At 59.3% G+C, this 15,003-nt stretch carries 10 protein-coding genes and 2 pseudogenes; 11 read left to right on the top strand and 1 reads right to left on the bottom strand.

Annotated elements, in window-relative coordinates; genetic code table 11:
• Positions 1–49: 49 nt before the first annotated feature.
• The 5 genes and pseudogenes from istA to EN861_RS35360 all read left to right on the top strand — a co-directional run bounded on the left by istA (position 50) and on the right by EN861_RS35360 (position 5,131).
• Positions 50–1,339, top strand: coding sequence for an IS21 family transposase (gene istA, locus EN861_RS09105; protein ID WP_128314336.1), 1,290 nt, complete (start codon positions 50–52; stop codon positions 1,337–1,339).
• Positions 1,339–2,139: pseudogene (istB, locus tag EN861_RS09100) on the top strand (IS21-like element helper ATPase IstB). The gene istA and the pseudogene istB overlap by 1 nt, the downstream one beginning before the upstream one ends.
• Before the next feature lie 730 nt (positions 2,140–2,869).
• On the top strand, positions 2,870–4,126 hold the full coding sequence (ectB, locus tag EN861_RS09095; protein ID WP_095489412.1) for a diaminobutyrate--2-oxoglutarate transaminase: 1,257 nt from the start codon (positions 2,870–2,872) through the stop codon (positions 4,124–4,126).
• The gene (locus tag EN861_RS09090; RefSeq protein ID WP_095489413.1) at positions 4,119–4,958 is read left to right on the top strand and encodes a hypothetical protein; all 840 of its coding nucleotides are present in this window, start codon (positions 4,119–4,121) and stop codon (positions 4,956–4,958) included. The genes ectB and EN861_RS09090 overlap by 8 nt, the downstream gene beginning before the upstream one ends.
• Before the next feature lie 23 nt (positions 4,959–4,981).
• Positions 4,982–5,131: a hypothetical protein gene (locus EN861_RS35360; RefSeq protein ID WP_164895625.1), complete on the top strand. Its 150-nt coding sequence runs from the start codon at positions 4,982–4,984 to the stop codon at positions 5,129–5,131.
• A gap of 781 nt (positions 5,132–5,912) precedes the next feature.
• Here the strand turns inward: EN861_RS35360 and EN861_RS09085 are convergent.
• Positions 5,913–6,158 (bottom strand): annotated as a pseudogene (locus EN861_RS09085) (helix-turn-helix transcriptional regulator); the annotation flags it as partial.
• A 690-nt stretch (positions 6,159–6,848) separates the two neighbouring features.
• Here EN861_RS09085 and EN861_RS09080 point away from each other — a divergent pair.
• The 6 genes from EN861_RS09080 to EN861_RS09050 all read left to right on the top strand — a co-directional run bounded on the left by EN861_RS09080 (position 6,849) and on the right by EN861_RS09050 (position 14,738).
• Positions 6,849–7,295: a transposase gene (locus EN861_RS09080; protein WP_128314335.1), complete on the top strand. Its 447-nt coding sequence runs from the start codon at positions 6,849–6,851 to the stop codon at positions 7,293–7,295.
• Positions 7,292–7,648 carry an IS66 family insertion sequence element accessory protein TnpB gene (gene tnpB / locus EN861_RS09075; RefSeq protein ID WP_120019134.1) on the top strand — a complete coding sequence of 119 codons (357 nt, stop codon included), beginning with the start codon at positions 7,292–7,294 and terminating at the stop codon, positions 7,646–7,648. Before EN861_RS09080 ends, tnpB begins: the two co-directional genes overlap by 4 nt.
• 69 nt (positions 7,649–7,717) lie before the next feature.
• The gene (locus EN861_RS09070; protein ID WP_128314334.1) at positions 7,718–9,250 is read left to right on the top strand and encodes an IS66 family transposase; all 1,533 of its coding nucleotides are present in this window, start codon (positions 7,718–7,720) and stop codon (positions 9,248–9,250) included.
• 1,385 nt (positions 9,251–10,635) lie between these two features.
• Positions 10,636–12,333: a GMC family oxidoreductase gene (locus EN861_RS09060; RefSeq protein ID WP_095489416.1), complete on the top strand. Its 1,698-nt coding sequence runs from the start codon at positions 10,636–10,638 to the stop codon at positions 12,331–12,333.
• A 553-nt stretch (positions 12,334–12,886) separates the two neighbouring features.
• The gene (locus tag EN861_RS09055; RefSeq protein WP_095489417.1) at positions 12,887–13,819 is read left to right on the top strand and encodes a 2-oxoglutarate and iron-dependent oxygenase domain-containing protein; all 933 of its coding nucleotides are present in this window, start codon (positions 12,887–12,889) and stop codon (positions 13,817–13,819) included.
• 502 nt (positions 13,820–14,321) lie between these two features.
• Entirely contained in the window at positions 14,322–14,738 is a 417-nt protein-coding gene (locus tag EN861_RS09050; RefSeq protein WP_095489418.1) for a DUF2267 domain-containing protein, read from the top strand.
• The last annotated feature ends 265 nt before the right edge of the window (positions 14,739–15,003 follow it).

Here is a 15,003-nt window from a genome sequence, read left to right as displayed (position 1 = left end):
CCCTGACGAAATGAAGAACTGACCCCCTCGGTTATGAGAGGAGGCATGAATGACGATTGGGATTTCGGCGATTCCTGCATTGTCGAGAACGATGCAGGGAGAGGAGATGCTTCAGCCTGAAGAGGTGGCAGCGATGCTGCGGCTGCATGAGCTTGGCTGGGGAGCGAAGCGGCTGGCGAAGGAATTCGGGTGCGCGCGCAACACGGTGCGTCGGTATCTGCGCGAAGGCGGGACTGTTCCGTTTCGCAAGCCTGTGCGGCGGAGCGCGTTTGACGGGCTAGACGATTGGCTGCGGGAGCGCTTCTTCCGCCATGGTGGCAACGCCGATGTGGTGCGCCAGGAACTGGAGAGCGAACATGGGATCGTCATAGGGCTTCGGTCGGTGGAGCTTCGGGTGCAGGGTTGGCGTCGGGAGTTGAGGGTGCAGAAGCGCGCAACGGTTCGGTTTGAGACGGCGCCGGGACATCAGATGCAGATCGACTTTGGCGACACGCGGGCGTGGATCGGCGGCGAGCGTGTTCGGGTGCACCTGTTTGTGGCAACGCTGGGTTACTCGCGTCGGCTGCATATCCGTCCCTCGCTTCGGGAGCGCCAGGCGGACTGGTTGGAGGGGATGGAAGGAGCCTTCCTTCGCTTCGGCGGGGTTCCAACGGAAGTGCTGTTCGATAATCCGAAGGCGCTGGTCGAACATCACGATGCGGCGACGCGGGAGGTGCGCTTCAATGTGCGGCTGCACGCCTTTGCCCGCTACTGGGGATTTACGCCACGGGCTTGTGCGCCCTACCGGGCGCGTACGAAGGGAAAGGACGAACGCGGGGTCGGCTACGTCAAGCACAATGCGATTGTCGGCCGCCGGTTCGAGAACTGGGCGGCGTTCGAGGCGCATCTGGAACGGTGGACGCGCGAGATTGCCGATCAGCGTGTGCATGGCACGACCGGGGTGGCTCCTGCGGAGCGCTTTGCCGAAGAAGCCATGGCGCTTCGCCCTCTGGGCGGACGGGCGCCGTTCGGGCAACTGCGGGATCTCGTGCGCAAGGTCCAGGCAGACTGCGCAATCGACCTGGACACGAACAGTTACTCGGTTCCCTGGCGGCTGATCGGGGAGAGCGTCCAGGTCGTGGTGCTGGGCGGCCGCGTTATCGTGCGTCATGCGGGCGAGGTGGTGGCGGATCATGCGTTGTGCCGCGGACGTCGCCAACGGATTGTCGAGCGCGCGCATCTTGCCGGCGTGGTCGGCGCTGCTGCGCCGGTGCGATCGGCGCCGGTGGATATCGTTGCGCCTTCCGCTCTGTTGCGGCCGCTGGCGGAATATGAGGCACTGGTGGGAGGCAGCTGGTGATGACGACGGTCGATCACGAGATGCTGGTTGGCTCAGCTCGACCGGCTGAAGCTGACCGCGATCCGGGACCAGCTCGATACGCTGCTGGACGAAGCGGCGCGTTCGCAGATGATCTTGCGCGAGGCTTTGGCCTTCCTGGTGACCCACGAGATCGCGCGGCGCGACGAGCGGCGCATCTCTATGGAAGGCAAGATCGCGCGGTTCCCGTTTGTGCGCGAACTCGATGGCTTCGACTTCGACGCGCAGCCGTCGCTGGATCAGCGCCAAATCCGGGAGCTGGCGACCTGCCGCTGGATTGCCCATGGCGACACGGTCCTGTTCCTTGGACCTCCGGGTACGGGCAAAACACATCTGGCGGTGGCTCTCGGGCGCGAGGCGATCCGGCAGAACCATAGCGTCCAGTTCGTCACGGCGGCCACGCCGTGGCGATGCTGGCCAAGGCCAATGACGACGGTTCACTCGAAAAGCAACTGACGACCCTGTCGCGGCCGAAACTGCTGATCATCGACGAGCTCGGCTATCTCCCGTTCGAAGCCAATGCCGCACATCTGTTCTTCCAGCTGGTGTCGCAGCGTTATGAGCGGGGATCGATCCTGATCACCTCCAACCGCTCGGTGGGCGAATGGGGCAGCGTGTTTGGCGATCCCGTGGTGGCAACGGCGATCCTTGATCGCCTGCTTCATCATTCGACAGTGATAACGATCCGTGGCGACAGCTACCGGCTTCGCGAAAAGCGTCGTTCCGGCCTATTGCAGAAGGCCGGAACGACGCTCGGTACCAACGAAACCGCAAAACAATGAGGGGGTCAAATCTTCAGTTCGCCCAGCGGGTCAAATCCTCACTTCGCTTGACACGCGGTAGTGGACGTTCTCGAAACCGATGCGGCCCTTCGCCAGCGCGTCTCCCGGTTGCTTCCGCCTGGCTTACGAACGGGCTTTCCGTCAAGGGCGCCCGCGGCGGCCCGCCCTCTTGACCCGGCGGCTCGGGGGCCAATCATCTCGCGAAAGAGATCGGAATCCGCAGTCTTCTCCAAGAGAGCGCGGCTTTCGCTGTGTCATCGGTCATCAAATAGTTTCTTGAATCAGGTTGGTGTCCGCAGCCCGAGGTTGAACGGCGAATATTGATGACCGCCGCGAAGCCGCTGGCTCGCTACGGCGCTATTGAGGAGCGCGCTCGCGAGCGGCTTCTCGCTACCGCCGAGCTACACAACCTCTGGCGACGCGACCCCGCTGATCTCCTGGGACTCATCCATTGTCCGGAGGCGCTATGGGTAGCGATGGGTGGGTACGTCAACTACCTGATGCCATAGTATCCATGCTTTCGCGGAAGCTTTAGAAGCCATCTTATTGCAGCACATTCTCCGAAGGCGCCTGAATGGAGGGCAACGCAACCTAATAATAGTCGATGAGGATCCCAGCAACAAATCTGCCTCCGGCATTCCGCTTCAATGTTAAGCGACGAACATCTGCCGCAAACCACTAGCCATTAAACAGCTCTCTTTTTTGAACGTCTATGTGCAGAGGACTTAATATGGACACCGACACTTTCACGGCTCATGAATCTAACGTTCGTCGTTATTGCCGGGCGTTCCCCACCGTCTTTACGAAGGCCCTTGGGGCGACGATCTGGGACGAGACGGGTAAGCCCTTTATCGATTTCCTGGTGGGTTCCGGCGCACTCAACTACGGGCACAACAATCCGGATATTATGGCGCCAGCGATTGAATATCTCGTCGGGGAGAACATTCTTCTGTCGCTTGATATGCATACGGCGGCAAAGCGCGACTTCATTGAAGGGTTCGTCGATTGGATCCTGAAACCCAGAGGCCTTTCGTACAAGATTCAGTTTCCTGGGCCGACCGGCACGAACGCCAACGAAGCGGCGCTCGCGCTGGCGCGAAAATACACGGGCCGCTCGAGCGTCATGGCCTTTACGAATGCGTTCCACGGCATGTCGCTCGGCTCTCTAGCGGTGTCGGGCTCGGCCTCAACCAGGGAACTGGGAGGCGTTGCTCGCCACGATGTGATCCGTGTTCCCTATGACGGTTATCCGAACCAAGCATTCGATTCCGCCAGTTACATCGACAGCGTTTTGAGCGACCCGGGGAGCGGCATAGAAAAGCCTGCCGCAATCATTCTGGAGACCATCCAGGCAGAAGGCGGCATGAACGCCGCATCCGCAGCTTGGCTCACGGAAATTCAGCGCATTTGCCGTACTCACGGCATTGTTTTTATCGTCGACGATATTCAGGCGGGTGCGGGCCGAACTGGCGATTTCTTCTCATTCGAGTCCGCGAAAATCGAACCGGATATTGTGTGTCTTTCCAAGTCACTAAGCGGTTCAGGTAGTCCGCTGTCCATCGTTCTGATTCGACCCGACTTGGACATATGGAAGCCCGGAGAACATAGCGGGACCTTCAGAGGCAACAATTTCGCCTTCGTGACGGCAGGAGCCATGTGCAAGATGTGGTCGGATAGGAAATTTACTGCAGGTGTCGAGCGGACAGCCGTCAGGCTGCAAACGCACCTCGATCGCCTGGTTGCGAAACTTCCAAGATACATCGAACAGAAGCGCGGCCGCGGTCTGATGGCCGGCCTGAAATGCCGTTCACCGGCAGTTGTCGGCCGCGTGCACGATGTCGCATTCGAAAATGGCCTTCTTATCGAATCCTCGGGGCCAAATCGCGACGTTATCAAAGTCCTCCCACCGATAACCATCACCGATGCCGAACTCGATCGTGGCATCACCATACTTGAACACGCACTACAGGAGCAAGACAATGTCTAGTCAGATATCTCAAGTGCCAGCCATCTCGCCGGTTTCGATCAAAGAACGGACCGGATCGATCAACACGTCGGAGATCATCTCGGTCCTGAAAGGTGAGCTCACCGCTCTGCACATCAAGCAAGCTTTCAGCACCGAAGTAGCCGAGGAGATCACTACGAACTTTATTGGAAGCTCCGGTCTCAGAGAGCGTAAAGATGGTGTGCCCGGACAATATGTCGGCGCATCTCACTACAGAAAGGATGCAGCCACCTATTTCGCAGACGCCGAAAACGCGCGGCCGTACGTCGATGCCCTTTTTAAGAATTTGGTTGACCCGGTTCGAGCAGTATTCGGGGCGTTGAAGCGAGAGCTTCACAACCAGGGAATCGAATTGCGGCTAGCCCGTTCCGAACACGGCCAGGCCAATGTTTGTCGCGGCCTCAGTTGGTCGGGCACAGGCACCTTTTCCTTGGATCCCCACGACGACGTCGCTCAAGTCTTACGTGCTGGCGATGATTACGAGCTTTCTGCGGTGGCGCACAATACGGTCGCAGCGCTCAACCTCTATCCCAGCATGCCTGAGCAAGGCGGCAATCTGAAGCTCTGGAGCCACAAGCCGACGGTTGCGGACCGGATATCGCAAGGTGTGGAGACCACTGGATATCCCTATTCGGCAGCCTATCTGGAGGCCGTCCCTTACCGCGAGTTCGAGCTCAAAACTGGGGATATCGCCCTAATCGATGGCGGCTTCGTTCACGGGGTTACCGGTCAATCAGGCGACGGAAAGCGTCGCCTGGTGCTGAATTGCTTTTTCGGATTTGCCCGGCCTGACCTTGTTCTCTGGTGGACCTGAAGTTGGACGTCGCACCGTAGACCTTGATCAGCATGGTCGACGAGGCACATCTCGACGAATTGCGCCAGCTGCGGCTGGTGCGGGCGCTGGCGGTGGGCATCCAAGAGAACCGGCTTGAAGCGATCCGTCTGCGCGAGCTCACGAAGGAGAGCCTGAGGGCATTGGCCGCCTGAGCACCGCCCGTGTGTCCGCCGCTCCGCTAGACGGCGGCTGCGCGGCGGACACTCAACGTCACCACTGAATGCCACGCCATTTTAGCAGAACTTGACGCACACAACTCACCAGGCGACGCCGCATCGCAGACTGCAGGGCGCTCCAGATGGTTGAGCCGGAATCTTCTCGTCCATCACGCGCGCCACCTCCTGTTGACCGGTGCGCGAGGCTGCTCTCAGATTTTGCAGCCGCCGATGGGCCGAGGACTCCACGACATAACGCTCGTCTACGCCAACCTCGCCGAGGTTCCGGCGCACTCTCAGCTTTGCCGCATCAGGAGCGTCTCTTCGGCCAGCGCCTGCCATGGTGGCATCTGCGCGGTCTTCGCATCGTACGGTTTGAGATCGAACTGATATGGTGTGCGCTGGCGCAGCATGAACCCCTCCGATGGCGCGTGGTCGGCCCTGGTGCTGTGCCCCGAACTATTCGGCCGTTCCGTCCTGCAGCAAGTCACCAAGACCCCAAAGTACTGGCGTAGTTGCGCCACGCGATTCAGACCGCGCCCGCAGCGGAAAACCTCCCGGTCAGCCTTCTCGATCACCTCATGAATGTGAACACAACCCCGGCCCGAGGATGCGATGGACGAAAACTCGCGTTCCGCAGGTCCGTGGGCGTTGTGTCATCGTGTTGTTCACACTGCGAGGCCGCATTCGTGGGTCGACTATGAGACCCGGCAGCCATAACGGGATTATTGGCGCAATCCGGGCTCAGCGGCCTTACATTACAGAAAAGACCGAGACTCTAATCGTCGCCTGACGACACTTCGGCGGCGCTCACCGCTTCCTCTAGTTCGATGATCCCGAGGCTTACCGCCTTCATAGCAGCGACCGTTCTGCTGCCCGTGTCCAATTTCCGCATTACGTTTTTTATGTGAAAATTCACAGTGTTTTCGGACCTGTTAAGTATTCGTCCTATCTCCCACGACGATTTCCCTCTGGCTGCCCAGAGTATGCACTCTATTTCCCTTGCGGAAAGGACGGGCACTTCTTCGAGTTGGGGGCGTTCCATAATCCCTTCTCCGCAACCGTTTGCACCGAATATTGCGAGCGGCGCACAAAGCTGCGGCTAAGGCTCGGCGCGCCGTCCTTGGCAGGTCGGCATTAAAGCTTTAGCACGGAGTTTCCCCTCGGTGAATTATCGGAACGTAAAATTATATTGATCTTTATATTGCGCAACTTCAAAATGGTGAAACATCTTATATTCTGGATAGTTGTGAATGGGATTACCGAAAGTCTGTCCGACGCAGTTGACAAGGTGGGCTTGGCTCTGGCCAACCCGACGGGAGGACGAACATCTCCCGGGCAATCCTTTCGACTTGCATTGGAAAATCAACCTCACTTCCGGTCCTCGTCGCTTGAATCGGCGGTCCTCGCGGTCGCGTGTATGTCGCGTCCGAGGCCTTCTTGGAACCTGCCGGATGCCACATGCCAAGGGACAACGCGGTGTCGACCGGCAGCTAACGCAGGGCCAACAGTGTTGCCGGAATGGCGGCAGCTCAAACGGTTAGCGTAGCGAGAGTGTCACATAGTGCCACCGAAACTATCGCCAACCCGAGCCCACTCCAGAGAGTTTGAAACTTGGTCGTTGATAGTCGCTCAAGCGTAAGCGCTGTTCCGGTGGCACCTTTCGCTCGTGGTCGTGAGGAACGATGTTCGGAGCCTTTGAGGGCTTCGACACATGACGATTTCAGAGCTTACACTTAAATCCAACGATCCTGAGCCCGCGCGCCGTTTCGAGGTGTTCACGGGTTCCGGTCGGCGGCGCGAATGGTTGCCGGAGGAGAAGGCTCGGATCGTTGCGGAAAGCTACGATGCCGGCGAGACCGTGAGTGCGGTGGCCCGGCGATATGCATTGTCCCCGCAGCAGCTGTTCGCCTGGCGTCGGGCCGCCCGTCAGCCTTTGGCGGAAGCGCCGGCACCGGAATCGCTATTTGTTCCGGCGGTGGTCGCAGCGCCGATGTCGGAGCCGGCGGCAAGGCGGATGCCGGAGCAGCGGAAACGGAAAGCCGCCCGGGATGCCGGCGTGATCGAGCTGGAGATCGATGGCGTCGCCATGCGGGTCGGCCGTGGCGCCGACGCCAGGACGGTGGCGGCGGTGATCCGTGCGCTGAAAGCGCCGTCGTGATCGGGCCGACGGGCGCGGTCAAGGTCATGGTGGCGACAAAGCCAGTAGACTTCCGCAAGGGCGCGGAGGGCTTGGCGGCGCTCGTGCGCGAGACGATGGGCGCCGATCCGTTCAGCGGCGCGGTCTATGTCTTCCGCGCGAAGCGGACTGACCGGATCAAGCTGATCTTCTGGGACGGCACCGGCGTCTGCCTTTATGCCAAGCGGCTGGAGGACGGCGAGTTCCGCTGGCCGAAAGTCCATGACGGCATAATGCGGCTGACGGCCGCGCAGCTGTCGGCGCTGCTCGAAGGTCTCGACTGGCGGCGGGTCCATGAAGCCCGCCGGACCCGCGTTCCGGCGCAGGCAGGCTGATCCGCGACCAAGTGAATCAGCCCGGATTCCACTGTCGCCCGGCGTTGACGAATATGGTCTGATCCGCTCATGGCGATAACGGCTGACCAGCTTCCCGACGATCCGGACGCGCTGAAGGCGATGGTCCTGGCGCGCGATGTCGAGAATGCCCGGCTGATCCAGATCATCAAGGAATTGCAGCGTCACCGCTTTGGCCGAAGAGCCGAGACGCTTCCCGAGGATCAGTTACTGCTGGGGCTCGAAGAGGCCGAACAGATTGAGGCCGCCGGCGAGGAAGAGCAGGAACAGACCGCTCCTTCTGAGCATCAAGCAAAGGCTGCGAAGCGCCGGGCGAACCGTGGCGCGCTGCCGGTCCATCTTCCGCGCGTGGAGATGGTGGTCGACATCGAGGACCATGCCTGTCCGTGCTGTCGCAATGGCCTGCACCGGATCGGCGAGGACGTGAGCGAGCGGCTCGACATCGTTCCGGCGCAGCTGCGCGTGATCGTGGTGCGCCGGCCCAAATATGCCTGCCGCGCCTGCGAGGACGTTATCGTGCAGGCTCCGGCACCTGCGCGGCTGATCGAAGGTGGCCTGCCGACCGAGACCACCGTCGCGCAGGTGCTGGTCTCTAAGTATGCCGATCATCTGCCGCTCTATCGCCAGGCGCAGATCTACGCCCGGCAGGGCATCAATCTCGATCGCTCCACGCTCGCCGACTGGGTCGGCCGCGCCGCTTGGCACCTGCGTCCAGTCCACGAGCGACTGCTGGCGAAGCTGAAGTCCTCGCCGAAGCTGTTCGCCGACGAGACCACAGCGCCAGTGCTCGATCCCGGCCGCGGCAAGACGAAGACAGGCCAGCTCTGGGCCTATGCCCGAGACGATCGGCCATGGGAGGGAGCCGACCCGCCGGGCGTCGCCTATGTCTATGCGCCGGACCGAAAGGCGGAGCGACCGATCGCTCATCTCGCGGGCTTTGCCGGAATCCTGCAGGTCGACGGATATGGCGGCTATCGCGTGCTCGCCGACAAGAGCGGCGTCGTGCTCGCGTTCTGCTGGGCACATGTGCGCCGGCGCTTCTACGAACTCGCCGCGGCCGGTCCCGCGCCGATCGCCAGCGAGGCGCTCCGGCGGATCGCTGAACTCTACAGAATCGAAGATGACATTCGTGGACGATCCGCCGAGCAGCGCCGTGCCACGCGCCAGGACAAGAGCCGCCCGATCGTCGTCGATCTCGAGCCCTGGCTTCGCGAAAAGCTCGGGCTGATCAGCCAGAAAACAAAGCTCGCCGAAGCGATCCGCTACACGCTCTCGCGCTTCGATGGCCTCTCGCGCTTCCTCGACGATGGCCGCATCGAGATCGACTCCAATACCGTCGAGCGGTCGATCCGCCCGATCGCGCTGAACCGCAAGAACGCACTCTTCGCCGGATCGGATGGCGGCGCCGAGCACTGGGCCGTCGTCGCCTCGCTGATCGAAACTTGCAAACTCAACGCTGTCGAGCCGCTCGGCTACCTCGCCGACGTCCTCACCAGGATCGTCAACGGCCACCCCAACAGCCAGATCGACGATCTCCTGCCGTGGGCCTACATCCGGGCTCCCGCGCTCAGGGCTGTGGCCTGAGGACACCGCTTACGCTCAAGCGCTGAGGCTCACGCGTGTTAGAGGCTCTCGAATGTGTAGTATTTGAAACCTCCATTCACCTGGCCGATGAGACGTTCATACGGCATCTGATTCCGGCTCAGATCAGTCTGGCGATACGGTCCATGATCGAGAGTCGGCTTTCGCCACAGTATTCTCACCGGGCGCCTGCACTGATGAGGCACGAACCGTCTTCAACAGTTCGTCTCGCGTCAGCCAAACGAGCCAATCGTCGTCATCTATCCCGTGCGCGGGCAAGTGCAGGACTGATCCGTGTGGCTCCTGATGTAGATACCCATACTGATCGACAACGCCCTTTTGGATGTGCCAATCGGCAACCAGCGCATAGATGAAGTCCGGCGACCATTTAGCCCAGGCTAGTCCAAATGCAATGCGACCGATAAAGGTAGAGAGACCGCGGCCTCTGAAGTCCTCGCGCAACCAGATGTCGCCATGATAGGCGACCAGCCCAGTCATGCTGCGGCCAGTGGGCGCATCGCAGCGAGACGAGGAACCAGACCCGGCTATGAAGGTAGGATCCGCGAACCAGGCTCTCAACGACCCAAGGTGCTCAGCAACGTCTGTGTTGGATAGATGATATAGACGCATTGCTTGTACATGCGCTACTCTTCCATACTGATCACGCCCGACGATCCAAAAGGCCTTTCCAGGCGGAAGATAAGAACAGTCGGGACGGAAGCTTGGATACGTCGGTGACTTCCCGGGAAGTCTGCTGGTGATCCCAACGTACTCTTCAAAATCTTCGCCCATGGTAATGTGAAGGCCCATCTTGCGCCCCAACTCGTCTGCCGCACAGATGCACCTCGCAAGCTCTAGGGTCGTGACGTTGCTCTGCATGCCGATGCACCCTTCAGTGCGCTGAACACACGGTGACTTCTAGAGCTTGCGGGAAAGCACTGATACTACGGCATCTAGTAGTTGACGCGTCCGCTTATAGGCGGGAATGACTTTTAGCATGACGAACAGCAAGCGCACGGAACATAGGATATCCTTCGGGATCGTCGCTCGTCCGAGCGCCACGCCGTTAAAGGCGGGCCGCACACGGTCTCGCCAGGGGTGGCGTAACGTGCCGGCGCGAGCTGGAAGAAGATCGGCTAGGTCGCATCGGTGCGATGACTGCAAGATAGCGGCTAAACTTGACGAAATTGCTCACGCGGCCGTCTCGACATTCATTCCGCTTGTCATCCTAGCTGATTCTCGGCCTCTTACCAACTACTAGGGTGTAGTGTGGATTTCCTACGGCACCATGACGTATTTAGCTGCCTGACGAGTGATCCTCTGCTGGGGGGGCCTAATATTGCCCGTTATCCCTCGTCTGAGCATCATGTGAATAGGGGGAGGCTTGTGTGGTTTTCGATTATATCGTGATCGGTGGCGGTTCCTCTGGATCCGTCGTAGCGAGCAGGCTCTCCGCCGATGGACATCGCGTACTGCTCATCGAAGCCGGTCCTGATACGCCCCCGAATGCCGTCCCTGATGACATCTTGGAAGGCAATCCAACACGTGCTTACTTCAATCCTGATTATCAATGGCCTTTACTCGACGCGACCACAGTCCGGGATGGCCGCAAGCCCATTCATTACGAGCAGGCCCGGGTGATGGGCGGCGGCTCCAGCATCAATGCCCAGGTGGCCAACCGCGGTGGTCCCGAAGACTACAATGACTGGGCCTCGAGCGGTGCAGCGGGCTGGAGTTGGGAGGAGGTTCTACCCTACTTCCGTCGCCTCGAATGCGATCTGGATTTCGGCGGCGAATTTCACGGCAAGGCTGGTCCGCTGCCGATAAGACGGGTGCGGCGATCAGACTGGTCCGGCTTTATCCGAGCGGTATCGAGAGCGTATGAAAATGAGGGTATTCATTTCAGGCCGGACTTCAATGGTGGTTTTGGTGACGGCTACTCCGTCGTTCCCTTGACCAACCGAAACGGCCACCGCGTTTCCGCTGCGATGGCCTACTTGTCCGAGAGCGTCCGCTCTCGACGCAATTTGACAATCTTGCCGGCAACGACGGTTGTGCGTCTGGCCTTTTCAGGCCGCACCGTCACGGGGGTCGAGACGGAAAACAACTTCGGCCAGCAGTCGTATCTCGCTTCAAGTGTGATCCTCTGCGCCGGAGCTGTCCACTCCCCCACCATATTGATGCGCTCCGGGGTCGGCCCGGCCGAGCAACTGACAAATCTCGGTATTCCGGTTGTGGCAGATGTAAGAGGTGTGGGCCAGAACCTTCAAGAACATCCAGGGATCGCCGTTTCTGCGTATTTGAAACCAAGCGATCGCATGGCGCCCAATGTGAGCGGCCACATCCAGATGCACGCCCGTTACTCGTCGGGCTACAATGGGTGCCCGTCGACGGACATGGCAATATCGGGAGTTGCGAAGTCGGCCTGGCACCCGCTGGGCAAGCGCCTCGGCTCCCTCTATTTGTGGGTCAACCGAGTTTACTCGACAGGAACGATCGTGCTCAAGGATCGCTCTCATACCGTAGAGCCGCAGGTAGATTTCAACTGGTTGAGCGACAAGCGGGACGCCGATCGACTGAAGCACGGCTTCTGTTTCATGGCCCGCCTACTGAAGCAGGATTCCCTGTCGGCGGTCGCGCTTGACCCTTTTCCCTCAGCTTGGAATGCACGAGCGAAGCAGGTCAGTAAGGTCAATTGCGTTAATTACGGACTCACCTCGGTGCTTGCTTTGCTTATGGACAGTTCTCCACGCTTGCGCCGCGCCCTCATTAGTCATGTCATAACCGATGGTCATAGCATTGCAGATCTTATCAAAAACGAGGAGCATCTCGACCGATTTGTCCGACAGAATGTGACCGGCAATTGGCACCCGACTTCGAGCTGCAAGATAGGGCAAGCCTCCGACCCTGCTGCGGTGACTGATCCGTCGGGCCGGGTTCGGGGCGTTTCGGGTTTGAGGATTGCCGATGCTTCGGTGATGCCGTTCTGCCCCCGGGCCAATACAAACATTCCAACGATCATGGTGGCTGAGAAGATGGCTGACGCAATTTTAAAAGAAAACCGGGAATCACCAGCGAAAAGGTGATCAAAAAACTTCTTGTGGCCGGATTCGTTTTTGGCCAAGCGAATCGAGGTTTATGAGCTGCCAAATGCCAGACAAGTCCCGAAGAGGTAGAACTTGCCGTTGCTTTCACCCACACAAGCTTGGCAATTCCGTCCCTATCAACATGCATACTGATGCTTGCTGTTGCGCATTGCCAACGCACTGGAACGTGGCGGTCATTCGCCTGTATCAACATCGCAAGGCGATACGGGCTGGGTGTACGGCGTCCACACCCTGGCCAGCGTGAATTTGGGCAGATCTCGCGCAGATCATCCAACAGGCTTTCGCATTTGCAGGAAAGTGCTCATCGTCCCTTCTTGAACTCGAGGGCGGTCACAAACCTCGCCTGCTACGGATGTTCAGGGACCGTTAAGTCCAATTGTACAGTAATTTCGCATATTCTTAACATATTTTCTGTTGCGCCGGTGGGTAATCTAGAGGATATTCGCTTCGACAGAGAATAGATCTGTGAATGTAAAACAAGCTTTTGGCTTAAGTAGCCCCACAGGGGCACAGCACCGACGGAGGAGCGACTATGACTACGCTACCGCAAATCTCATTGGCGAAACTGTCATCCGATGCAACGCGACGTGAAGAGCAACAGCGATTATGCACGGCCTGCGAGGAGTACGGATTCTTCTACCTTATCGAGCACGGAATCCCGAAAGAACAGATTACACAAGCGATCGATGCTTCCCGGCGCTTCTTCGCGTTGCCCCTGGCTACGAAGGAACGCTATGGTCACGCCTTTCAAAACGTCCACCCCACCACCGCCCGTGGATACAGTCCGTTGCACGGTGAAATGCTGCATCCCGAGGCCGGACCGGACCCAAAGGAAATGTTCGACCTCGGTATCGAGAATGAAAGCGACCGGCGTCCATTTGCCGGACGCACACGCCTTCCGGACGACGCCTTAGCTCCAGGTTTCGCGCGGAGCCTCCTAGCTTTGCAGGCCACCGTGCTTAATGGCGTCGTCCCGCCGCTCGGGAACGCGCTGGCCGACCTGCTCGATATGGAAAAAGGCTGGTTCCAACGCCATTTCAGCCCGCCGACGGTTCTGCAACGCGTGATCCGATATCCGTCTACCGGTGGCGCGGCCGCTAAGCATACCGACAATGGTTTTTTCACGCTGCTGCTGCAGGAGGAACTCCCCACGCGATCCTTGCAGGTGTGGTTCCACGGGCGTTGGATACCGGCGCCGAGCCTCCCCGATAGTCTCGTTGTCAATCTGGGCGACATGCTTCAGGTGTTGAGCGATAACCGGTTCAAGAGTACGCCGCATCAGGTCGTGCACAGTGGTCCGGCCGAACGAATTTCCCTGCCCTTCTTTATCTATCCCGACATCGATGCTCGCCTGGCTTCGCGGCAAGGCAATCACACCTTTGGTGTCGCGGAGATGATGCTGCGAAACTACGAGTCAATATGGGAAAAGGGGAATGGGGCCGGGCGCGCACGTGAGTTGCAGTAGGTGTTCGGCTTTATGAAACGGGAGCAAACTGCGGCGACGATGTAGCACACCCTGACGTGAGCCCTAGAAGAACTCTCTGAGTGCCGCCGTCGCGTAACGCGGCGGCCTCTAGGCCCTTGGAATTAGGCACGCTGGGACTGCCAAATTGTTTAGATTGCGCCGATCGAGATCCTAGCGCTGCGCTGAGGCGAGGATTTCTGACGCGGAAACTGAGCGATTAATCTGGATGCAAGGAGATAATTATAACCAAAGGGAGTGTTTGTCTGGGTCGAGCCGTGCCCGCACGAGCACGAACTCCAGCTTGGCCTCTGGAACTACTTCGCTACCGGAAGGCCTCTTTTCCAAGGGGGTCATCTGTCAGGCATCGCTTCGCTCGCCACGGACGGAAGCCATTTTTGTGGTCCTCGTCTTTGCAGCGCTAGTCTCGCCTGACCAGGTCAACTTCAAGGCCGATGAGGCGCATTCGAGATCCTGGCAACCTTCAAGGAAATGAGAAAAGCCAATGTGCGCGAGGCATGATTTCAACAACGCATTAGAAGTAACTCAGAATTGGATCAGCGATCTGATGTGGAGACTTCGCTGGCATGATCGCGAGCGGGTCTACCAAGCTCTGATTGCGACGCTGCACGCTCTGCGCGACTGCCTGGATCGCGACCACGCCGTTTACATGGGCGCACGGTTGCCAGCTTTGCTTCGCGGCTTCTACTACGAGGGTTGGAATCCCGGCCGGCGCGCCAACGCCAGAAACCGGAATTCATTTCTCGAACGGATCCACGTCGGCGTCCAGCGAGACCCGGCGGTCGATCCGGAAGTGGTTGCCCGCTTAGTGCTGGCCCAATTTGTCGACCGTTTGTCCAGAGCAGAGGTCAAGCGTGCCAAGGCTGCCACTCCAAGAGTGCTGCAAAACCTTTGGCCCTGAGACGGGCGTCTGCCCACGAGCGCCCGCTGTCCGCGTGGCACTTGGTTCCTTAACGCTGGCCTTGGTTTGGGCAGGGATTGAGTTTGGCCCGGAGGTGTAGGGGGCGGGCCGCAAGGTTGGAACTCGTCGCGGGCATCCCCCGATCCTAGTAATGCCCCGATCGAGCTCCAGAATGCGTTTGAGTGTGATTCAACAAAATGATCGAATGAGCCGAAGCTGTCGATCGCCCTGGCCGAGTTCGTGCCACAGCAATCAACCAATCGGC

The organism is Mesorhizobium sp. M8A.F.Ca.ET.218.01.1.1 (assembly GCF_004791165.1).
GTDB lineage: Bacteria > Pseudomonadota > Alphaproteobacteria > Rhizobiales > Rhizobiaceae > Mesorhizobium.
Note: the sequence above shows the minus strand (reverse complement) of the source record. Positions and strands in the feature narration are given on the sequence as shown.

Coding starts and splice junctions, on each gene's coding strand:
- EN861_RS09055 (WP_095489417.1), top strand. CDS start 12,887: ATGACTACGCTACCGCAAATCTCATTGGCGAAACTGTCATCCGATGCA.
- ectB (WP_095489412.1), top strand. CDS start 2,870: ATGGACACCGACACTTTCACGGCTCATGAATCTAACGTTCGTCGTTAT.
- istA (WP_128314336.1), top strand. CDS start 50: ATGACGATTGGGATTTCGGCGATTCCTGCATTGTCGAGAACGATGCAG.
- EN861_RS09090 (WP_095489413.1), top strand. CDS start 4,119: ATGTCTAGTCAGATATCTCAAGTGCCAGCCATCTCGCCGGTTTCGATC.
- EN861_RS09050 (WP_095489418.1), top strand. CDS start 14,322: ATGTGCGCGAGGCATGATTTCAACAACGCATTAGAAGTAACTCAGAAT.
- EN861_RS09080 (WP_128314335.1), top strand. CDS start 6,849: ATGACGATTTCAGAGCTTACACTTAAATCCAACGATCCTGAGCCCGCG.
- EN861_RS09070 (WP_128314334.1), top strand. CDS start 7,718: ATGGCGATAACGGCTGACCAGCTTCCCGACGATCCGGACGCGCTGAAG.